Source organism: Rosistilla oblonga (genome assembly GCF_007751715.1).
Lineage (GTDB): Bacteria > Planctomycetota > Planctomycetia > Pirellulales > Pirellulaceae > Rosistilla > Rosistilla oblonga.
The window spans coordinates 4,212,907-4,234,803 of record NZ_CP036292.1 but is presented as its reverse complement, the minus strand read 5'-3'; the positions used below and the strand labels follow the sequence as shown (position 1 = coordinate 4,234,803).

Genomic DNA, 21,897 nt, shown 5'->3' with positions numbered 1-21,897 from the left:
TCGACGTTATGTCCACTCGGTTTCCATGCCTTGCTTGCGGATCTGGTTTTGAAAGTCGGCCAGCCGCTGTGGGGTGGCGCGAATCGCATGAGGCGTCTGGTTGGTTTGCATTGCGTGAGCGACTAGCGCCCCGGCCGCTTCGCCGATTCCCCATTCGACCGGATGCAGTCGATAGCAGCCGTTGGTGACATGCGTCGTGCCGATATTCTTGCAAGCAGGAATCAGATTACGCATGCGAACGGGGAGCAGCGCCCCGAGTGGTACCTGAAATTGAAGCGAAGCAAAATCGATGTAGTTGTCACCGCCGGTGCTAGGATGAAGGTCGATCGGGTAGCTGCCGACACCAACAGAATCGTCGAAACGCGCGGCCTTAACCTTTTTGATCGATTCACCGCTCACGGCAGCTCGCTGCTCGCGTCCCACATGCTCTTCCAGCACCGTAAACTCTGCTCGAATCCGTCGCGATTCACGCACATACGGAGCCTTGGCTAAGCCGTCCTCGGTGCCGACGAGATCGCGTCGCAGTCGCAGGCCAGGGAAACCGGTCCCGCCGTCGGGACGCGGCGCTTCGGTCTGCAACCAATACAATAACGACAGACTCAACTGTTTGGCTCGCGCGACGTGCTGCGCCGCTTGCTCCTCTGAAACGCCAACCAGATTTCCGAGCAGATAGTCGTTCTGCGGCCAATTGATCAGACTGATATCGCCGGCGAAATGTCCAGGTGCAAACAGCGACGCATCGATGATTCGGCGATAAATCCAAAGGTTCAATGCGCCGTCGACCGACTTGCCTCCCGCCGGATCAAAGCCCAGCTTTTTGGGAACTCCTGTTGGCGGATGGGTGTAAGTAAAGTCGAGCAGCTTGCCCGGCCAAGGCGGAGTCATTTGAGGAACGTAGTCCCGCCAGAAGGAATATTCCTCCGGGCGATCGATCGTGTGGTTCTCACCCGCCAGATGATCGATAGCAAAGCAGACCGTAAACGCTTGCTGGTTGTTCGGATCGGCGACCGCCGCCGCATGCATCTCGTTCGTTTCCGATTGAGCTTCCGCGCCGGTGATAAATTCCGTGTTGGTCAACGGCAGCAGATCGCCAAGCTCCGACGCATCGATGAAGTACTTGCCACGCAAGACTGCCGCATCGCCGGTCTCGACACTGCGAACGCTTACCGCCGACACGCGGTCGCCATCCACATCGGCGGCTGTCGGCACATGGTTCCGCAACACGACCAACTGGCCCGATTGCTCGTAGGGCATCAGCCATTGTTCCAAGACCGTCAGCGCCACCCGCGGCTCGGTACACAGTTTCGAAACGTTTCCATTGCCGGGGTTAAGCCGCGGGTTGGCTCGCGCGGCGTCGGTCAGCGGATAGTGATCGCGATAATACTGGCGAACCTGCGAGCGGAATGTGCGATACGACTGATTCGCACCGGCTGTTTCGATTCGAGCGTGTTCATCCGGCGGGACCGCTTGGCTAGTCAACTGGCCACCGATCCAATCGGTCGGCTCGGTCATGACGACTTTGAGTCCATTGCGAAGAGCTGCGATCGCCGCGGCACACCCGCCAAGTCCACCGCCGATGATCACAACGTCAGCCTCGCGTTCGGGTTCGGAGCTTGCGAACAGAGGAGCGGGCAGCGACGCCAAAGAGACGCCGGCGAGTCCTGCTTGCATCAAGGACCGGCGGTTGTAAGTGTTGGTTTGTTTTGTCATGGCGGGAGGCTGCGCAATAGGTGAGGCGAGGTGATCGTGATCGACGTCGGAGACTGCGGAAACCGCGATATTGGGCGGGACGCAACGCCAGATCCAATCGATCCGACGGTGCGATCTGCCATGATAACTGAGCAACAATGGCTTCTCTAGTGTTGCATCCACGATCGATCGCAGAACTGCCACACAGGTCGAATCACGCGGCGACGCGGAGATCAGGCTCGAAGAAAATTGGAGCCAGCTACAGGAGGGCTAATCCCTAGCGGACGTCCAACGACTGTTCAGATCGCAGCGCTTGACTGCACTTGAGAGTTACGCTCCCAGAGAGACTGGGCTCCACCGAAAGTTCTATTCCTGAATTCGCTCGGCCTTAAACTTCCAGTTATTGCCGTCGCCATCGGTAAACAGCCCACTCCACTCTCCCAATTCCTTATACGACAATCGCCCAGTCCCCTTTATCGTCGACATCTTCTTCCCGATTTGTGTGAACACTCGGAAATCGTTCACCTCAAACCGAGTCTTCTTGTGGTTGGGATGGTTCTCGCCAACACGCTTTGAATATTTGGGATCCGATGGTGACGCTTTCTGGTAGAGAATGTGATTGGACACTCGGAACCGGCCAACAAAAACAGACGATGGATTCAGCTTGTTGGTCATTTGAAACTTCCAAACTGCTCCGTCGAAGTTGTCTTCCGACGAAGCGGTTGCGAGCCCTGTCAATATAACAACAAGAAAGACCGTGCTGATCACGACTCGCCGAATCACATAGTCTGCCATCTTATTGATCCTGTTAAAGTGGACGTTTCGACATTTCAGATGCGTCAGATCCGTTGGCTTCCAAACGAGTTAGCGTGGCGCTGACGGACAAACCTCGTTCTACCTACCGCGCCGTTGTCCAACGGCACGAAGGCCGTAAAACAGGAGGCGTGGCAACCGCCACTGGGGCGGCGCACAATCGTAGCAAACCGAAGAAGCTCCGTCACAATCGGGAGGTGATACCGAACGTAAAGTCGCTAAGAATTCTTTCGGCCGCAGATTGTTGGAATCGATTCAACGGCCAACCGATCACAGAGAGTATACGCACATACACATCGCAAGCGTGGTCGAGCGTTGTGGCGAACAACCAGCGATTTCAGCGTCCCCGACGCTCTTGTTTCGCCGCTTGACGACTCGGTCGCCGATCCGAAATGTTGCGATAGTGCGGCGGGGATCGATCTTAGTTATGATTGACACCCGATAAATCAAATATCTTCCGGCGGCTGGAGAGCCGATGTTGCCCGCCCAAGGGCATCTGCTGTCACGCTGCCGCTGCAAACCGTCTGAATCTCGACCCCATAAGGATTTTGCCAAATGTCCCTATCTCGCCAAACAACCTCTCGCCGTCGCTTCCTGCAAGGGACAGCTGCCGCCGGTGCCGCGGCCTTCGTTGCCCCCGCAGCCAACCGCGCCTTCGCATTGCAATCGCCTAACGAACGTCCCGTCTTCGCGACGATTGGACTGCGAAACCAAGGTTGGGGAATCACCAACAAGTCGTTCAAATTCGCCGACTTCGCCGCCTTGGCCGATGTCGATTCGAACGTCCTGGGGGCCAACCTTGCCAAAGCGGAAGAGAAGCAAAAGAAGAAGCCCGACGGCTACAAAGACTATCGCGAAATCCTGGACCGCAAAGACATCGACGCGGTGATGATCGCGACTCCGGATCACTGGCACACCAAGATCTCGGTCGAAGCGATGTATGCCGGCAAAGATGTCTACTGTGAGAAGCCGCTGACGCTAACGATCGACGAAGGCAAATTGATCGAGAAGGTCGTCAAAGAGACCGGCCGCGTCTTCCAGGTCGGCACGATGCAGCGGACCGAATCGGGACAGCGTTTCCTGCAAGCGATCGCATTGGTCAAGGCGGGGCGGATCGGCACGGTCAAGAAAGTGACTTGTGGCATCGGCGGCATGGTGGCTTCGCCTGTGATCCCGGTCGCGGAAGTGCCAAAGGAAATCGATTGGGACTTCTGGCTCGGCCCAGCTCCTAAAGTCGACTACCGCGCACTGCCTGAAATGCGCCAGGGTTACGGCGGCGGCGTTCCGTTGTACAGCAACTGCCACTACTCGTTCCGCAACTGGCACGAATACTCCGGCGGTAAACTGACCGACTGGGGCGCCCACCACGTCGATATCGCCTGTTGGGCTCTGGGAGCCAGCGACACCGGCCCCAGCAAGATCACGCCGTTGGAATACAGCCTGCCCGTCGAATACAAAGACGGCAACCCTGTGGTCCACGATCAATACAACACCGCGACCAGCTTTAAGATCCGCGTCGACATGCCTAACGACGTCGAGATGCTGATCAACAGCGCTGGCGACAACGGTATCCTGTTCGAAGGGACCGAAGGCCGGTTCTTCGTCAACCGTGGCAAGATCGTCGGAGCTCCCGTCGAAGCACTGAAGGAAAATCCGTTGCCCGAGGGAGCGATCGAAGAGGTCTACGGTGGCCCGGTCAGCGAGAACCACACCGCCAACTTTATCGATGCGATGAAGTCGCGGAAGCAACCGATCTCCGACGTCTGGTCGCACAACCGGATGCTCGAGATCTGCCACCTCTCGAACATCGCGATGCGTTTGGATCGGGAACTGAAATGGGATCCAACGAAACGCGAGATCGTTGGCGACGACCAAGCCAATTCGTTCTTGTCGCGTGAAGATCGCAAGGGTTACGAAATCAACATGTAACCGTTTGCTGGCGTTCAATCAGCCGCCCCCGCGGCGGCTGTCACGCTGGCTCACCAATTCGTCTATCCGCGTCACGCAAGATCGTGACGCGTGGCGAACCTACCTTCCATCTCACGCAATATCGTGGGACGTGGCGAACCTATTCATCTCCCGCCGAGATCGCGTACAGCTTGTCGCCGCGGCGGAGAACCAAATACGGCGATGCGGCGGCAGCAGCATACAAAACGCTGCCGCTGCGGACGCCTTCGCCCGATTCGGCTTCTGCATCCCAGCAGCGATTGCTGGCGATCTCTTTGCCGTCGGTCAAGGAGACGACCGATGTGGTTCCCTTGTTGCCGAACAGATAGATCCGGTCTCCTGCTACGATCGGCGTCGCCCAGATCCCGCCCGCGGCGGTCCGAGCGATCGATACTTGATCGCCGGTCTGCAGGTCCAATCGATACAGGACTCCAGTGCGGTTGACGATCGCCGCGGTCTCGCCGGCAACGACGGGGCTTCCGAAAGTCGAAGTCGCTTTTTTCGCTTGCCACTTATAGGCGGCGGTGAACTTGCCATCCTCTCCCTTGCTGATTTCGATCAGCCCGTTCGATGCTGCCGCAGCCCCGGCGGCCGACTCGCCTCGTCCATCCGAAGCACCGATCAAGAACTGTCCGTCGCCGACCGGCATCGGGGTGCACGAGGTGTTGTTGGAGATGTCGCTGAATTCCCACAACCGATCACCGCTGGCGGGATCGAGTCCGACGATCTTGCCACTGGCGCTGCAGACCAAATGGTGCGATGAGCCAACGGGGATCAAGCGAGGCGACGCCCACGATGTCGCACCGACACCGGGAGCCTTCCAAACCACTTCGCCATCGGTTTTGTTGAACGCCAAAATGTAAGGCTCTTCTCCTCGTTCAACCCACACAAAAAACAGGTCGTTGTTCTGTTCCAACGAAGCCGACAAACCGTGCCTCGCTTCGATCTTGCCATACTCTGCCACCAGGTCTTTCTGCCACAGCGTTTTCCCTTCGGGGGACAACGCGATCAACGCGCCTCCTTCGAAAAAGGCGATGTAGCCGGTGTCGGTCGCGATGGCTGTCGGAGCGGCTCGGCTGACCATCGGCGTGTTTTTAAAGGGAGATGGATTCTTTAGATCGACCTGCCATCGCAGATCGCCACTAGCGAAGTCGTATGCCGACACGTGGTAGTCGTCTTTGTTCTCGCCGCTGGTCGACGTGACGACGATCTGGTCGTGAGCCACGATGGGAGCGGATTGGCCGTAGCCGACGATATCGGCGGTCCAAGCGATGTTTTGATCGGGAGCCCAATGCGTCGGCAGATTCACTTCCGCAGCAACAGCCTGCCCGCCGTTTTGAAACTCCGGCCAACTCGGCGGTGCGGCGACCACATCGATCGCGGTGGCAAATGAAACAAGAAGCCCCAGAGGGAGCGAGAATCGATGAAAATCGGACATTTGTAGACTCAGCGGCAGTAGGTGATGATGCGAACCCGTTGGAGCTGGCTACAAATACGTTGGCTGGCTGGGCTTTGACTTCGCTAATGAGAATGCATCTCATTAGGTCAACGATTGTCACCGGTCGCGCCCCGACTGTCAATGACAACCTTGTCGCGAGATCGCAAAACTATCGCTCGACCGAGCGACGAAGCCGCGCCGCGGAAGGAAGCTACTCCAGCTCGCGACCCTGCAGATGCCGCACCAGAAATTTCGCCCGGCGGCGGTTGGCATAGGGAGTTTCTGCAGCACCGTGGCCGACGCTGGGCATCACGAGCAACTCAAAATCTTTGTCCGCTTTGATCAACGCATCGGCGACCTGCATCGTCGACGCGGGATCGACATTTTTGTCGATCTCGCCAACGATCAGCATCAGTTTCCCCTGTATGCGGTGAGCGTGGTCGACGTTGCTGCTGTCCGCATACGACCCGTCGACGGGCCACCCCATCCATTGTTCGTTCCACCAGATCTTGTCCATTCGGTTGTCGTGGCATCCGCAATCGGCGACAGCCACGTCGTACAGATCATGATGGTCGATCAGCGCACGCATCGCGCTTTGCCCTCCCGCCGAACCGCCGTAGATTCCGACGCGTTTAAGATCCATCTCGGGATGCTCTTTCGCCGCGGCTCGGATCCACAGCTTGCGATCCGGGAAACCGGCGTCGGCGAGATTCTTCCAACAGACATCGTGAAACTTCTTACTTCGGTTCGCCGTCCCCATCCCATCGATCCGGACGACGATGAAACCAAGGTTCGCCATCTCGTGATCGCGCGGGAGTACAGCAAAGGCTTTGGGGCAAAACGAATCGTGCGGCCCGGCGTAGATGTTCTCGAGTATCGGATACTTTTTCGCCGGATCAAAATCCGCCGGGCGGATGATGATCCCATAGATATCGGTCTCGCCGTCACGTCCCTTGGCGACAAACCGCTCGGGGACCGTCCATCCACTGTCCCGCATCGCCTGCCAATCAGCCCGTTCCAGTTCGCACACGAGCCCGCCATCGCTGGCGCGACGCAGTTGAGTCACCGTGGGCAAATCGACTCGCGAAAATCGATCGATCAACCAGCGGCGATCCTCCGAAAATTCCCAGCGATGCGTCCCATCTCCCTGAGTCAAAACTGTCAGCTCGCTGCCATCAAACTGCACTCGGCATAAGTGCAGATAATACGGATCCTGTCCGGGGATGATCCCCGACGCGCTGAACCAGATCGTTTCGGAGGCTTCATCGACCTCGATCACTTCGCGAACAACCCAGGATCCCGAGGTGACTTGGTTGATCAGCTCACCCGTTGCGATGTCGTAGCGATACAGATGTCGAAAGCCATCCCGCTGACTCGACCACAACAATTGCGTTTCGCCGGCAATCCATCGCATGATATGGCGACCGTAATGGATGAACGTCTCGCTTGTCTCTTCGGCGATTGAGTCAACTGTTGCTTCCGCAGGATCGATCCGCAACAGACGCAACACTTGGTGTCCGCGTTGATTGAACCGACAGGTCAATTGATCGCGGTCGGCGAGCCATTGCAGTCGATCGATACGCCACGGATTTTCCATCAAATCATGAGGTACGTCGATCTCTTTAGAACTTTCCAGATCGAACACCACGACACGGGTTTGCGTGATCTCATCGCCCGGTTTGGTGTATTGCAGTTCGTGCAACAGCGGCTGAGTCTGATGCCGTGGGCGCGATTCGACGATCCGAATCACTCGCTCTTCGGCCGGGCGTTGGTCGCGAAGCGCCGCAGCGTAGCGTCCCGATGGCGAGAGCTTTAGATTGCGGTAGGAGATCCGATCGTCTGCATCTTCAGTCAGCGCGATCTCCTCGCCAGTCTTTGGTAAGAACCAAACATTGCCTTGCCGTAACTCGACCCGCCGCGCTGCGTCCGCTTGCGGATTCTTCGAGTTGCGTTGAACGCGCGTCGTTTGCAAAAAGTCTCGATAGGAATCGAGGCAAGCTTGGTCGATGATGACTTCGCCCGTTTGATCATCGCCGGCAAATCGCAGCAGTTCCCGATCGCGATCGTCCCGCAAGCTCCAGACGTGCCCCGCATAGGTCGGCTGTGCGATTTCGTTTCCTGGAACAACCGTTTGGTATTTCCGTTGGCTTGCATCGGTCGCCAGCCAGTAGCACTGGATTGGCAGGGCGGTTTGATTGACGATCCGCAGTCGGATCGCTTCGCCTCCCTGACGCGAACGCTTGCTGCGGGTGAACAGCGATGCGATCTCCGCAGGCGGAACGTCGAATTGGACAAGTTCTCCCGCCGCGGTGAAGCTCCACCGCGCTCCGAGCGAATCAAACGCGATCGCCCCGTTCTCCAGTACTTCGACGCGGCGTAAACGCAGTAGATCGGCTGGTTCGATCGACTGCTCCGTCGCATCTGCCAGCGCCACTTGAAGTTTTTCGCGGTCAAACAACGGCGACTTCTCACCCGTCTGCAAGTCGACTTTGTAAAACTCTTGCCCGCCGGTGACGTTCACCGAATACCACATCGATTGGCCGTCGTCATCGAAATGTGTTTTGACGTTTTGCCTTGTGAGTGGACCGTAGGGTTGTGCCTCACAGATTCCAACAAACGACAGAGCGACAGCAAGCACGAAACACGCAGTTTGAATCGCAGGATAGAATTTGCAACGCATAAGGACTTGTTGGGTGGCGGGGATGAAACGAGAGGCCCCGCCGTGAACAATCCGATCACTGCGATGGCATCGCAGACGCGATCAGGCGTCGTCGCGAATCGCGCACATTCTGCCGAAGCAACCTGTCACATTGGGAAGCGAGATGCCCCGTGCAAGTCGACTGCAGCCGGGGCATCGTCACGCATAGTTTAATCAAAATTGCGTTTTGATTGCCGAACGATCTAGCGGCGTTCTCTACTGTTTGCCGCCGAAAACGGCCAGCTGCGGAATGTGATCGCTGAGTGCAAACGATTCAGGATCCTGGCTATCGACGCGGAACGCGCCCTCGAGCAGCGGTCGCGACTCGGTGATCCGCTGTGCGATTGGCCCGGCAGCCATGACGTAATCGATCCGATACCGCGGGTTGTCGGCGGTGAAGGTCAGCCCTTCCCCTTTGCCGACGGCGGCAAAGGTATCGATCCACCCGCCGTCGATCCAAAGCTTGTACTCGTCGGTATCGGGACCGTGATTCAGGTCGCCGATCAACAGCATCGACCGCCCGGCGTCGAAGTCGCTTTTCATCGACTTGAGCATTGTGCGAATCTCCTTCAGTCGCACCGCCGGATCGGCGCCGGGGAAGAGATGCGCCGAGTGGACGATCAAGGGTGCGCCGTCGGAGGTCTGCAGTTCAGCCCGTCCCCAATGACGCGTGAACAGATCCGCGGGACGCGGTCCGCCGAGCGGTGCGTTCTGCGAATGTGCAATCGGGAATCGGCTCAACAACGTTCCAGGCCAATTGCCGCCGCTGGGGAATCGCACGTGGTGCATCCCCAACTTTTCAGCGACCGCCTGAGTGATCGCTTCGCTGGGCGATTCCGAAAAGTTGACGACGTCCGGCTCATGAAGCGCCAGCTCCAATGCCAATCGGTCTGCCATCTGCCCCTTCTTGACCGCAAGCTTCGCCAAGCGGCGCGTCTTTGGCCAGCCTCTGCAGACCAAAACGTTGTAAGAGATGACTCGCAGCGGTGCGGATTTTGGGGCGTCCGCGAATCCAGGAGTCGTGGTGGTCGTTGAAAGTCCCGCAGCGGCGATCGCGGCACTGAAGTGGCGTCTTGAAATGTTCACAGGTAGGTCCTTATCGAGGTGCAGAAGCCGATATTGTTGCACAATGATCCGGGCTGTGGCACTTCGACACGAACAAAATTAATCTACCGGTGTATTCACTCCGATCATGGCCCGTCCGCCGCTGTCGTTCAATTACCCCGTAAGAGCAGGATGAGTGGTTGTGTCGCTTTCGAGTCGCGAACCGTCGGCGACATGACGCTTTGCCGACAGAGATTCGCAGCGCGGCAGTCGGTTCGCGCGGCGTCCATCCCCAGCCCTCCCGACGAAGCCTTCCGCAGGTGGGCTGGGCGCTCGATTGGCTGGATCCGATTAACCCATCTTCTTCTTGGCGTTGTTCAATCCCTTGGAGATCGTGTCGGTGACATCGGCGGCATCCATCGCTGCCAAGACCAAGAAGGCTTCGCTGAGTACACGTTTGGTGACCGCAGCATTGATGGCTGTCTTGTCGGTGTCGACGCGGGTGCTGACTTCGTTGTAAAAATCGCTGAGTTTCATAACATCCTCGTTAGTGTGAAACGGATCGAATCGAAGCCGAGGAGTATAACGCAATTCCCGCCGACTATCGATCGCAATTGATGTCGATTCAGTAGGTCTTGTTGTTGTTTTTCGATCGTTCCGCCGAGCGTTAGCCGCTGCATCGCGCATCGTGTCGCTGGCTCTCGTGCGGTGTGGACTTCAGCGTGATTGCCGAACAGCGTTATCACAAATCAAATCGCAGATGCGATTCAATCGCTTGTGGTTAAGCGAGCGACGGTGTCGATCAAACGTTGGCGGTCGATCGGCTTCGAGAGAAAGTCGTTGCAGCCAGCTTCGATACAGCGGTTCATATCGCTTTGCATCGCGTCGGCGGTAAGCGCAACGATTGGTTTATGAAAGCCCATCTCGCGCAGCCGTGTCGCGGTTTGATAACCGTCCATCCGCGGCATCTGCATGTCCAACAGAACCAGATCGATCGAGTGCATGAAGTCGGGATCCGCAGTCATCCGTTGGATCGCTTCGAGACCATCTTCGAGCTGTTCGACCTCTGCCCCGGCCTGCGACAAAATCCGCGTGCTCAGGAACCGCACGTCGCGGCGGTCGTCGACGATCAACACGCGACAGGTAAGCGGATGACTTTCGATTGCGCCGGTAACCGGTGTGGCGAGTGCAGCATCCGGCGCGGCGTTAAGAGTTGGAACGACGCGGCGTTGGCCCGCCACATTCCCCGCGGCGATCGTGAAGCTGAAGCAGCTGCCTTTGCCCCATTCGCTTTCGACGGAAATCTCGCCGCCGAGCATTTGGACCAAGCGCTTACTGATCGCCAGTCCTAGCCCCGTGCCGCCAAACGATCGGTTGACCGAGGCATCTCCCTGCGAAAACGACTGAAACAATCGCTCCTGCTGCTCCGCCGAAATGCCGATTCCCGTGTCGACGATTCGGAATTCAATCATCGATCGATCATCGCGTTGCAGTTCGCGGACGTGCAATCGAACGCGTCCCGATTCGGTGAACTTGACGGCGTTGCCGGTTAGATTGATCAGAACCTGACGCAGCCGTTTGGGATCGCTTTCGATCCGCTCTGGAATCTGCCCCTCGTATTCGACTTCGAACGCCAGATTGCGTTCGGTCGCCCGGACGTGCATCATCGACCGCACATCTTCGACGACTTCGAAAACCGAGAACCACTCGTTGGAGATCTCCAACTTGCCCGCTTCCATCTTGGAGAGGTCGAGGATGTCGTTGATGATGGCCAGCAGAAAGTTCCCGTTGCGTTGGATCGTGCGCAGATGTTCCAATTTTTCAGGATCGTTCTCCTGTGCCAGCAAGAGGTCTGCGTAGCCGAGCACGGCGGTCATCGGCGTGCGGATCTCGTGGCTCATATTCGCGACAAATTCGCTTTTCGAAGCGTTTGCCAGCTGCGCCTTCTGTTCGCTCGCTCGCAGTGCTTGTTCGGCCTGCACGCGATCGGAAATGTCGACTCCCGAAGCGATCAGGTGAGCGATGTTGTTGTGCTGGTCTCGGACCGGCGCCAACATGAAATCGATCGTCATCCGCGTATCGCCCGCCATTCGGGTTTCGACGTCATAGCGGACGACTTCGCCAGCCAAAGCGCGGCGGAAGGCATCTTGCAGTCGAGCGATCGAGGGCTCGTCGAAGTTCCACCAATAGCAGTCCCAGAACTTCTGGCCGATCACGTCGTCGCGTTCCAGCGCGCCGGACTTCAACGCCGATGCATTGGCTTCCAACAGCGTGCCGTCGGTTCCCAGGACACCGATGAAAAACAGCGTGTTGTCGATCACACGTCGCAGCTGGGCTTCGCGGTCGGCGAGTTCCAGTTCCCACCGTTTGCGATCGGTGACATCGCTCGCGACCGCCAGAATGCTTAACGGTTGCATCTCGTGATCGCGCCGCACGACGCCGCGCCCCGACGACCAAATCACGCGTCCATCGTCGCCGCGAATAATGCGGAACTCCATGTCGAACGATTCGCAGGTTCCGGTGAACAGGTTGTCGATCCGCTGCGAAACCGCTTGCCGATCGTCGGCATGGATGATGTCCAAGAAACCGGCACGCGTGGGCTGGAATTGGCCGACCTCGTATCCAAACAGTTCGTACAGTTGAGTCGACCACGCGACGCGATCACTGAGAATATCCCAGTGCCACGATCCCAGGCGTCCGGCATCCAGGGCGAGCCGCAGCTTGCGTTCGCGGTCCATCAGTTCGTGTTCGGATTCCTTGCGAGCGATGCACTGAGCGATCGCATCGGCGATCGGCAACATCTGCTGAAAGACTTCGGCAGCCAAAGCGTGTCGGGCGAACAATCCGACAACGCCAACGACGCGGTCCTCAACGACCAACGGGTAGCCCGCAAATGCAACCATGCCTTCACGCGCGGCCCAATCGGGATCCCTGACGTTTGCATCATCCAGAATTGTGTTGGTCTGCAACGGTTGGCGAGAGGCGGCGATCTTGCCGATCTTCCACTGCCCCACGGGAACCCGGCTGTGCTGGCCATCGAGATGTGTGTAGAGCCCCGCGCTGGCGGAGAGTTCCAACGTTTGCGTTTTTTCGTTCAGCAGCCAGACGCGGGCGAATGCCATCTCCAGTTCATCGACCAATTGCTGACAACAGGTCTGGAGGATTTGGTTCAGCGGGGCTTCACCGGCCAATGCTACGGCTAACGAACCGTGCAATGCGGCCAGTTTCGCTCGCTGCTGCAGCACAGCTTCGGCTGCTTTGCGATCGGTGATGTCCCGCAAGTAGGCGGTGAAAAAAGGTGAGCCATCGCGATTGTAGGAAGCGTTGACCGCCAGTTCGATCGGGAACTGCGTGCCGTCGGATCGCAACGCTTCCAATTCCACACGCTTGCCGATCACAGCAACTTCACCCGATTTGAGATACCGCTGCATTCCTCGCCGGTGCGCTTCGCGCATCGGTGCGGGGATCAGCGTGTCGGCGAGCGATTTGCCTTCGATCTCGGCTTTGGAAACGCCAAAGGTCGCTTCGGCGGCGGCGTTGAAATCGACGATCCGTCCCTCGACATCCATCGTGATCACGCAATCGAGAGCAGCGTCCAAGACCGCAGCTTTGCGAGCTTCTTGGTCGCGGTAGCGATCGTTCAGCCGTTTACGACGGATCGCCTCGCCGATCTCGCGACCGACCTCGCCCAACATCCGCAGCACGGAATCCTCGCGTTCGAGTTTCGATGTCGCAAAGAACTCGATCGCACCGCGGAACTGCTTGCCGGTCGAGATCGGTGCTGCGATCGCACTGATGATGCCTGCGTCGCGGGCCAGATCGCGGCGAACGAACTTCACCTCTTCCGTGAATCCAGTCGCTGTCACGTCTTCGATCCAGTGCGGCCGTTTCGATTTCCAAACCAGCCCCGGCAAGCCATCTCCCGATTTGAAACGCCAATCGCCACTCCGTTCAGCAAATGTTTGCAGCGACGCGGCGACATCCGACGCGCTCGATTCAAAGCAATAGAGCTCTTGCGACTTCGAATCGACAAGCCACAGCAGGCAGACGTCGACCGTAAGGATCTGACGCAGACTTTCCAGCAATTGGGGAACCGCATCATCGAACGATTCGGTGTCGACCAGCAACTGCGTCACGCTGTGCATCGCCGCCAAACGCATTTCATCCCGCTTGCGATCGGAGATGTCGACAAAGGTCAGAATCACTCCGTCGGCGCGATCGGCATAGCGATAGGGGAGCACGCGCCGCAAGAACCATCGGCTCTCGGTCGTTTGGAATTCGTCTTCGACGTACGCGATATCGTGACTCAGTTTTTCCACCCGCGGGATCGCGGGCATCTTGTCCGATTTGTGCGTGATCTCAGCCAACGGTCGGCCGACGTCGGCATCGCGGACGTTATAGATGTCGCGAATCGTGGGAGTAAAACTATTGATGTTCCCGCTTGAATCCAAAAAGATCGTGGCGATCTGCGTCCCATCCAACAGGTTCTGCAGGTCGCTGCGAGCCCGCGAGAGTGCTTCGATGCCCGCTTGAATCTCCTCTTTGGAAGTCTCCAATTCTTCGTTGGCCGACCGGAGTTCTTCGTTCAGCGAGCGAAGTTCTTCATTGGAGGATTTCAGTTCTTCGTTGGAGGCTTCCAAGTCTTGGACGGTGCTCTCCAGTTCGGTCCGCGTCTGGTCGAGTTCGCGTTCGAGCTGTTCGATCGCAGCTTCGGCAAACGGCACCGTATCCTCGGCCGATTTGCGCGACGCGACGATGCCCCGCTCTTGAAAAACGAGCATGAACAAACTCGCTTGTTCGCCGATCTTGGGCATCGGCTGGACTGTTAAGTGAATCTGTTGAACGCCCTCGTCGGTCTTCAGCGTCAGCCCATCGCGGAGCACGGTTTGCATCGATTCGCGAGCTTCTCGAAGCGATGCACGCAACCCACTCCGCAGCCCCGACTTGGCAATCTTGACGACGTTGTTGGCGAACGGCCCGTTGGGGAATTCAAAATACTGTTCGAGTCCCGCCGAGGTGGAAACCAATTGCCCATCTTCGTTGACGATCGCGTATCGCGGCGCAAATTCATCCAGCAAGATCCGTTGAGAGATGTGATGGATGTCCAGTTCGTTCGACGATTCGGTCGCCGTTTGATGAATCGTTGATGTCACGCGGTCCCTTCTGGGCAGCAGTTCGCTCGTCCGTGAAGGGCCCGGTTTGCGTTGCGATATCCGATGCTGCTTGTCGATCGGCCGGAAGATCTCCTGGTGGGAGGTCAGGTTTTCCGAAGGCCCCAACAAAAGGAAACCGTGGGGCCGCAGCGCAAAGTGGAAGACGGGGATCAGTTTCAACTGCAACGGTTGGCCGAGATAGATCAACAGATTGCGGCAGGAGATGAGATCGATCTGCGACAGCGGCGGATCGCTGATCAGGTTGTGAACCGAAAAGACGCAGAGGTCGCGAAGTTCTTTGCTGGCCTGATATTGTTTGCCGACTTTGCGGAAGAAGCGGTCGAGTCGCTGTTGCGTCAATTCGTTGCTGATCGACAGCGGATAGCTAGCCTCGCGAGCGATGTTAAGCGCCCGTTGGTCGATGTCGGTAGCAAAGATCTGGATCTCGATGTCGGAGCCGCGTTGGTCCCGCTCCTCGATCATCAACATCGCGATCGTATAGGCTTCCTGCCCGGTGGCGCAGCCCGGTACCCAGATTCGAATCGCTTCACCGGTTTGATAGCGATCGAACAGTTGCGGGATCACTCGCTGCGATAGCGTGGCAAACGTATCTTGGTCGCGGAAAAATGCGGTGACGCTAACCAATAGCTCGCGGAACAGGGCATGAGCTTCCTCGCGCTGAGCTTGCAGATGTCGCAGGTATTCGTCGGCATCGAGGATTCGCAACACCTGCATCCGCCGGGCAACACGGCGGATTAACGTCGGCCGTTTGTAGTAGCGAAAGTCGTATTCGGTGGCGGCGAGCAAGGCATCGCAGACCTGCGGTAGATTGGCTTCGATCCGCGAAGCTTGCGATTCCAGATCGCGTCGCGTTTTCGCCAGTTCGATGTGCCGGATCTGCTTGGCCAATTCGCGTCCCAGTTGGTCGGGCGTCAGCACGAGATCAGCGATCGGGGCCGCGTTCTGTGGCATCTCTGGATGAGTAGCCGACGCGTGATCTTGGACGATCGTCAGTCCGCCCGAATCGCGAAGCGACGCCAAGCCGAGCGTCCCATCGCTCCCCGCCCCCGACAGCAGAACGCCTACGGTGGGAATGGTGGAAGATTCGGACAAGCATTGGAACAGCCCATCGATCGCGTTCGATCGTTCGTCCGGTTTCTGTTTGGCGACCGCTGCAAAGCCCTCCTCGGTGCGCTGAACGATGCTCCGCTGAGGAACAACATAGATCTGATCTGGACGCAGTTGCAGCGGGCTTTCGCCCAGCGGGATCACTGTCAACGGCGACATCGGCGAGATCAAGTCGACCAACACATCGCTTTCGTCGGTGTTCAGATGTTGGACGACGATAAACGCTGCCCCCAGGCCGCGTGGAAGTTCGTGCAGCAGCAGTTCGAGCGCCTTAATTCCGCCGGCGGCACAGCCGATACCGACAATCGCCGAGGGACTAGCGGTCTCGCCTCGGTTTGAGCTGGGGGGCTCTTGCATTGCAGAATCATTCCATTGTCGATGTCACAGCATAGATGCGATCTATTGTGTGAATATGCTATCCGCATCACAACCGGTCGGCATGGGCAAATTGCAAATCCTACAGCAGCGTCGGTGACGTAGCTGGCGCGGCCAGGGCAGATCACCGTTTTAAAGGTAGAGCTATCAGCCGCACTGTGTCAGCTTGCGAGATCCGCGATTTACAAATCCGTTGGCGGGCGGGCAGCTGACGTTGAATGCCGGATCGGGGGCGAAACGATTTCCCGGGGCTATTCACCTGTTTTAAACGTGAGCGTCTCAGGAAACTGTACCCCGTCGTGCAAGCGAGGAATTTATACGGTGCCTCGCCTGTGCCTCGACTTGCCAAGAGTGCCTAGTCACGATCAGTGATTTGTCCTGAACGATTTCCAGCTCACCTTAGCCAATCGCGGCAACAGTGCGTTATCATGGTTGTCGCCCGCTCGCTTTGCACCCTACCTGTATCACCTCGCAAAACTTGGAATTGAAGATGCATCGAACGATCACTCGTTTTGTTCTCCCCGTCGGTCTGTTGGGCTTGGTGATCCTTGCCGCCATCGCTCAACCACCTGGATTCGACCGGGGGCTCTCCGAAGCGTTTCGTGGGATCTTTCCGGGGGCGAAGCCGGAACCGGGATTATTCCCGATCGAATCGACAGGCGTTTCAACGAAGCCGGTAATGGAAGCCGCCGATGCGTTTCTGGGGACGTTGAGCGAACCGCAACGCGCGCGGACGACTTTCCCGGTCGACGATATCGAGTGGCGGAAATGGGCGAACCAACATTCGTATAAGCGGCAGGGCGTCAGCTTTGAAGAGATGAACGAAGCGCAGCGCAAAGCCGCCTTCGACATGCTGCAAGCCGGCTTGAGTGCCAAGGGGCTGAAGAAGACCCAGGACATCATGAAGTTGAACGAGACGCTCGCCGAGCTCTCGGGCAAGTTCGACGAATACGGGCAATGGTTGTACTACATCACGATCATGGGCGAACCGTCGCAGACCGAGCCTTGGGGCTGGCAGCTGGATGGCCATCACTTGGTGATCAACTATTTTGTGTTGGGAGATCAGGTTGTGATGTCGCCGGTCTTCATGGGCAGCGAACCGATCCGCGCCGATTCGGGCAAGTTCAAGGGAACGGTTGTCATGCAGGACGAACAGGATAAGGGCTATACGTTCATGCAATCCTTGGATCCGCAGCAGCGAACCGAAGCGGTGCTGTCGAGTCAAAAAGGAGGAACTAACAATCTTGCCGAAGCGTTCCACGACAACATCGATCTCGACTACGCGGGCATCCCAGGGAAGAAGTTGAACGAAGAACAACGGCAACTGTTGCTGGAACTTATCGCGGAATACGTCGGCAACATGGCCGATGGTCACGCCAAGGTGAAGATGTCCGAAGTCGAAAAGCACCTCGATCGGACCTGTTTCGCTTGGATCGGCGAGACCGATCCCGAAGGCGTTTTCTATTACCGTGTCCACAGCCCGGTGATCCTTATCGAATTCGATCACCAACGCCGGATCGCTCCGCAACGTGGGCGAATTCCTGTGCGAGAGCACATCCATACCGTCGTCCGAACGCCTAACGGCAACGACTACGGCAAGGATCTGCTTCGGCAGCACTACGAAAAGCACGACCATTCGTACCCTCACGAGCCAGCGAAACCGACAAAGTAGGCGACCGGCTAACGGGGAACTCGCCAACCTTGGACGGTATCGAGTGGACCGGGGATCGGGATCTGCTAGGATAATTAGGGTGTTTCGTCGCGTCGATGACTTCTGCCATCGACGTCGCCGTTTCGCCGTCGCCCTTGGGGCATCCACTCATCTTTGATTCCACAACTCGATCTCAAGCGTTGCAATCTGTCGATCGACAGCGGCGCAGGCGATCCACCTATTCGGAAATCGCATGACAAACGAATCCGCCTCGTCCGCGATCGCTGAGATCAATCCGGAACAGCTGCCGGTTCCCGAGCACAAGTTACACGGCTGGACTCATTTCGCGGGACTCTACGCCGGCGAACACGTCGCGGCGACCGAGTTTGTGATCGGCGCCACCTTCGTCGCCCTCGGTGCGACGACGATGGACATCTTGATCGGGCTGTTGATCGGCAACGTGCTGGCGATCCTCAGCTGGACTCTGATCACGACGCCAATCGCGGTTCAAACGCGGCTGAGTCTCTACACGTACCTGCACAAGATCGCCGGCGATTCGATGAGCGATCTATATAACTGGGCCAACGTGCTGATCTTCACGGTGATCTCCGCCGCGATGATCACGGTCTCCAGCACGGCGGTGCGGCTGTTGTTTGGCATCCCCGCTCAATTGCAGTGGTATCCGACGAACAGTCTGTTTGTGTTGGTGGTCGTCGGCGTTGGGATGATCGTTGTCTTGGTGGCGATGTACGGGTTCAACGCCGTCGCCGAGTTCTCGGGAATCTGCGGTCCATGGTTGGTCGTGATGTTTGTCTGCGGCGCGTTTGCGTTGTTCCCAGCCCTTGCCGATTCGGTGCTCGGCCGCACGCAACTGACAAGTTTCGCCGACTTCATCACGATCGGCGATCAATCGATTTGGACCGGGCTGAACAGCGAGGGGAAGCCGGGGATCGGTTTGTGGGAGGTGATCGGTTTCGCTTGGGCAGCCAATACGATCACCCACTTCGGCCTGATCGACATGGCACTGCTGCGCTATGCAAAACGATCGATCTATGGACTGTGCACCAGTGCCGGGATGTTGTTTGGTCACTACATCGCCTGGATCGCTTCGGGCATCATGGGAGCCGGAACCGCAGTGCTGCTGCAGCGCACGATTGTCGAACTCGATCCCGGCGACGTGGCTTACCAAGCGTTGGGGCTTTCGGGGTACGTGATCGTGATCATCGCCGGTTGGACGACAGCGAACGCGAACCTGTACCGCGCCGGCCTGGCGGCTCAAGCGATTTTTCACAAGCACTCGCGGATGCAAGTCACCTTCACCGTCGGCGTCGTCACCGTCGTGATCGCCTGCTTCCCGTTTGTCTACAAACAGATCCTGCCGCTGCTGACCTACGCCGGTTTGATCGTCGTTCCGGTCGGCGGAATCGTCTTCGCCGAACACGTCCTCTTCCCGCGTCTCGGTCTGACCCGATACTGGGCGAAATATCGCGGGCTGACGCACAGCACTCCCGCCGTCGCCGCTTGGGCTGCCGGGCTGGTGTTTGGTTTTGGATTGAACTACTTACAAGTCATCTCCTTCTTCTATCTGTTCCTGCCGACGTGGGCGGTCACGATCGTGCTCTATACGATTTTGGCTAGTCTTTACGGAGCTCGCGACAGCTATCCTGCCCAAGAAGCGGCGGAGCGTGAGCGGAACGAAGCGATTAAAGAGTTCCAGACGCAACAAGCTCTCGCCGAAGGGACGCCCGGACACGATACATCCACGCTGCACAAGATCCTGCGTGGAGTCGCTTGGCTGTCGCTGGGGCTTACACTGATTCTGGGAATTGTCGTGATGTTCGGCAGCCCCGACATGGCAGCTTATGAAAGCAACGTCGCCATTTTTTACACGTGGGGATTTGTCTTCACGATCGTCTATTTCGTCTCCGCCTACTGGGCGTTGCAACACACGAAATCACTCCAACAAGCTCGAACATGAACCGACAGCTTCCCCTGACGCAACAGAACCTCGATCAACTTCCCAGCCAAATCGCCCGGCCGACTTACGACCGCAGTCGCCTGACGACGGGGATCGTTCACGTCGGGGTGGGCGGATTCCATCGCGCTCACGAAGCGTTTTACACCGACCAATTGCTTGCGGCCGGCGGCGATCCGCAGTGGGGAATCTGCGGCGTCGGCCTGCGAGAACCGGACCGCAAGATGGCGACGATTCTGCGAGACCAAGACTACTTGTATACGCTGATCGTCAAGCGTCCCGACGGTGGGATCGAAACGCGAGTGATCGGATCGATCGTCGATTTTCTGATGGGATGCGACGACCCGGCAGCGGTCATCGACCGGATGGCCGATCCCTCGACAAAGATCGTTTCGCTGACGATCACCGAAGGAGGCTACAACGTCGATCCCGCGACCGGTGAGTTCAACGCGTCGAATCCCGACGCGCAGCACGACATCGATCACCCGTTGCAACCACGGTTGGTCTTCGGATTTATGACCGCGGCATTGGCGAAGCGTCGCCAACAGGGGCTGCCCGCGTTTACTGTCCAATCGTGCGACAACATCCAGCACAACGGCGATCTGACGCGGAAGATGCTGATCGGATTTGCGCGGCTGCAAGATCCGCAGCTGGCCGATTGGATCGAGCAAGAAGTCAGCTTCCCCAACGCGATGGTCGACCGGATCACCCCCGTGACCAGCGACGCCGACATCGACTTCCTGCGCACCGAGTTCGGGCTGGACGACAAGTGGCCCGTTGCCTGTGAACCGTTTTGCCAATGGGTTGTCGAAGACGACTTCTCCGCCGGCCGACCCGACTGGCAAGACGTAGGCGTCCAGTTTGTTCCCGATGTGACGCCCTACGAGAAGATGAAGCTGCGGCTGTTGAACGCCGGGCATTCCGTGTTGGGGATCCTTGGTTCGGTCTTCGGTCACGAGACGATCGACCAAGCGATTGGCGACGATCTGTTCGCCCAGTACCTTCGCCAATTCTTCGACCGCGAAGCGACGCCGGTGTTGGATGCTGTCGCCGGCATCGACTTAGATGAATACAAACAGACGTTGATCGAGCGGTTCGGCAATCCCAAGATCAGGGACAGTCTGTCGCGGATCTGTCTGGAGAGTTCCAGCAAACTGCCAGTCTTTCTGATCCCCACGATCCGCGAGAACTTGGCCAGCGGTGGCAGCATCCGCTACGCCACGCTAGTCCTCGCCGCCTGGTGTTATTACAGCGACAAACAAGTCGATCGACACGGCAAGGCGTTGGAAATCACCGACGGTCTGAAAGCGGAACTGCACGCCGCGGCAAGGAAAACCGGCGATGACCCGTTAGCGTTTTTGAAAGTTCAATCGGTCTTCGGCGACCTCGCCGAAAACCAGCGATTTACAAAGACCTACGCCGACCTGATCGATCGCATCTACAACAACCCCGATGTCACCGCGACGCTGCACGCGATACTGAGCGACGAAAGCAATTCGTAGCCGGATGAGAAAGCGAGCGCCCCTGGTCAAGGCGAAGCTCCCATCCGTTTTGCATTCGTTTTGCGGAGCGAAGCTCCAGCCATTTGCTTAGCCCAGGCCAACGGCCTGGGGGGCGTGATTGCCTCGTGAAATCCATAGGGCCATCGGCCCGGCGATTTGTGAGGGGCGGATCGATTTGCTAACAAATTGCGGGGCCGTTGGCCCTTCCGATTTTCGCGTGTCATGGGGGCCCAGGCCGTTGGCCTGGGCAATGCAAATCGCCTGGCCTTCGGCCCTATATCCGGAACCGGTGCGCCCGCGTTGCGATCGACTATATCCGGAACCGGTGCGCCCGCGTTGCGGTCGATGGGATGCAACGGCGGTTGTGTCCGGCCCCACGAGATCCCGAAGGGATGAAAGATGGTAGCCGGAGGTCGTCGCGCAGCGGCGCTCCTCCGGAACACAATGCCCAAACGCGCGGTGCTCTTTCGTCTGACGGGGCAAA

The 21,897-nt window shown here is 57.9% G+C and carries 11 protein-coding genes; 4 read left to right on the top strand and 7 right to left on the bottom strand.

Features of this window, described 5'->3' with window-relative positions:
• Nucleotides 1-6 precede the first annotated feature (6 nt).
• Nucleotides 7-1,710, bottom strand: a complete 1,704-nt coding sequence (locus CA51_RS14915; RefSeq protein WP_231745710.1) for an FAD-dependent oxidoreductase — start codon at nt 1,708-1,710, stop codon at nt 7-9.
• A 345-nt stretch (nt 1,711-2,055) separates the two neighbouring features.
• Nucleotides 2,056-2,484, bottom strand: a complete 429-nt coding sequence (locus CA51_RS14910) for a hypothetical protein (RefSeq protein ID WP_145121902.1) — start codon at nt 2,482-2,484, stop codon at nt 2,056-2,058.
• A gap of 573 nt (nt 2,485-3,057) precedes the next feature.
• Here CA51_RS14910 and CA51_RS14905 point away from each other — a divergent pair.
• Nucleotides 3,058-4,431, top strand: a complete 1,374-nt coding sequence (locus tag CA51_RS14905; RefSeq protein ID WP_145121900.1) for a Gfo/Idh/MocA family protein — start codon at nt 3,058-3,060, stop codon at nt 4,429-4,431.
• A gap of 139 nt (nt 4,432-4,570) precedes the next feature.
• Here CA51_RS14905 and CA51_RS14900 read toward each other — a convergent pair whose 3' ends face one another.
• The 5 genes from CA51_RS14900 to CA51_RS14880 form a co-directional block, all read right to left on the bottom strand.
• Nucleotides 4,571-5,887 carry an outer membrane protein assembly factor BamB family protein gene (locus CA51_RS14900; protein ID WP_145121898.1) on the bottom strand — a complete coding sequence of 439 codons (1,317 nt, stop codon included), beginning with the start codon at nt 5,885-5,887 and terminating at the stop codon, nt 4,571-4,573.
• Nucleotides 5,888-6,098: 211 nt separating this feature from the next.
• The gene (locus tag CA51_RS14895; protein WP_197451203.1) at nt 6,099-8,525 is read right to left on the bottom strand and encodes a prolyl oligopeptidase family serine peptidase; all 2,427 of its coding nucleotides are present in this window, start codon (nt 8,523-8,525) and stop codon (nt 6,099-6,101) included.
• Between the two features lie 276 nt (nt 8,526-8,801).
• Nucleotides 8,802-9,671, bottom strand: a complete 870-nt coding sequence (locus CA51_RS14890) for an endonuclease/exonuclease/phosphatase family protein (protein WP_145121894.1) — start codon at nt 9,669-9,671, stop codon at nt 8,802-8,804.
• A 309-nt stretch (nt 9,672-9,980) separates the two neighbouring features.
• A complete protein-coding gene (locus CA51_RS14885; RefSeq protein WP_145121892.1) occupies nt 9,981-10,166 on the bottom strand; it encodes a hypothetical protein in 186 nt (61 codons plus the stop codon).
• A 230-nt stretch (nt 10,167-10,396) separates the two neighbouring features.
• A complete protein-coding gene (locus CA51_RS14880) occupies nt 10,397-16,267 on the bottom strand; it encodes a PAS domain S-box protein (protein ID WP_145121890.1) in 5,871 nt (1,956 codons plus the stop codon).
• A 508-nt stretch (nt 16,268-16,775) separates the two neighbouring features.
• On the opposite strand from CA51_RS14880, the gene CA51_RS14875 reads away from it, so the two are divergent.
• The 3 genes from CA51_RS14875 (at nt 16,776) to CA51_RS14865 (ending at nt 21,413) form a co-directional block, all read left to right on the top strand.
• Nucleotides 16,776-17,957, top strand: coding sequence for a DUF3500 domain-containing protein (locus tag CA51_RS14875; protein WP_145121888.1), 1,182 nt, complete (start codon nt 16,776-16,778; stop codon nt 17,955-17,957).
• Nucleotides 17,958-18,189: 232 nt separating this feature from the next.
• On the top strand, nt 18,190-19,914 hold the full coding sequence (locus CA51_RS14870; protein WP_145121886.1) for a purine-cytosine permease family protein: 1,725 nt from the start codon (nt 18,190-18,192) through the stop codon (nt 19,912-19,914).
• On the top strand, nt 19,911-21,413 hold the full coding sequence (locus tag CA51_RS14865) for a mannitol dehydrogenase family protein (protein WP_145121884.1): 1,503 nt from the start codon (nt 19,911-19,913) through the stop codon (nt 21,411-21,413). The genes CA51_RS14870 and CA51_RS14865 overlap by 4 nt, the downstream gene beginning before the upstream one ends.
• The last annotated feature ends 484 nt before the right edge of the window (nt 21,414-21,897 follow it).

Excerpts from the sequence above, each read along its gene's own strand:
- CA51_RS14915 (WP_231745710.1), bottom strand. The coding sequence starts at position 1,710 with ATGACAAAACAAACCAACACTTACAACCGCCGGTCCTTGATGCAAGCA.
- CA51_RS14910 (WP_145121902.1), bottom strand. The coding sequence starts at position 2,484 with ATGGCAGACTATGTGATTCGGCGAGTCGTGATCAGCACGGTCTTTCTT.
- CA51_RS14905 (WP_145121900.1), top strand. The coding sequence starts at position 3,058 with ATGTCCCTATCTCGCCAAACAACCTCTCGCCGTCGCTTCCTGCAAGGG.
- CA51_RS14900 (WP_145121898.1), bottom strand. The coding sequence starts at position 5,887 with ATGTCCGATTTTCATCGATTCTCGCTCCCTCTGGGGCTTCTTGTTTCA.
- CA51_RS14885 (WP_145121892.1), bottom strand. The coding sequence starts at position 10,166 with ATGAAACTCAGCGATTTTTACAACGAAGTCAGCACCCGCGTCGACACC.
- CA51_RS14880 (WP_145121890.1), bottom strand. The coding sequence starts at position 16,267 with ATGCAAGAGCCCCCCAGCTCAAACCGAGGCGAGACCGCTAGTCCCTCG.
- CA51_RS14875 (WP_145121888.1), top strand. The coding sequence starts at position 16,776 with ATGCATCGAACGATCACTCGTTTTGTTCTCCCCGTCGGTCTGTTGGGC.
- CA51_RS14870 (WP_145121886.1), top strand. The coding sequence starts at position 18,190 with ATGACAAACGAATCCGCCTCGTCCGCGATCGCTGAGATCAATCCGGAA.
- CA51_RS14865 (WP_145121884.1), top strand. The coding sequence starts at position 19,911 with ATGAACCGACAGCTTCCCCTGACGCAACAGAACCTCGATCAACTTCCC.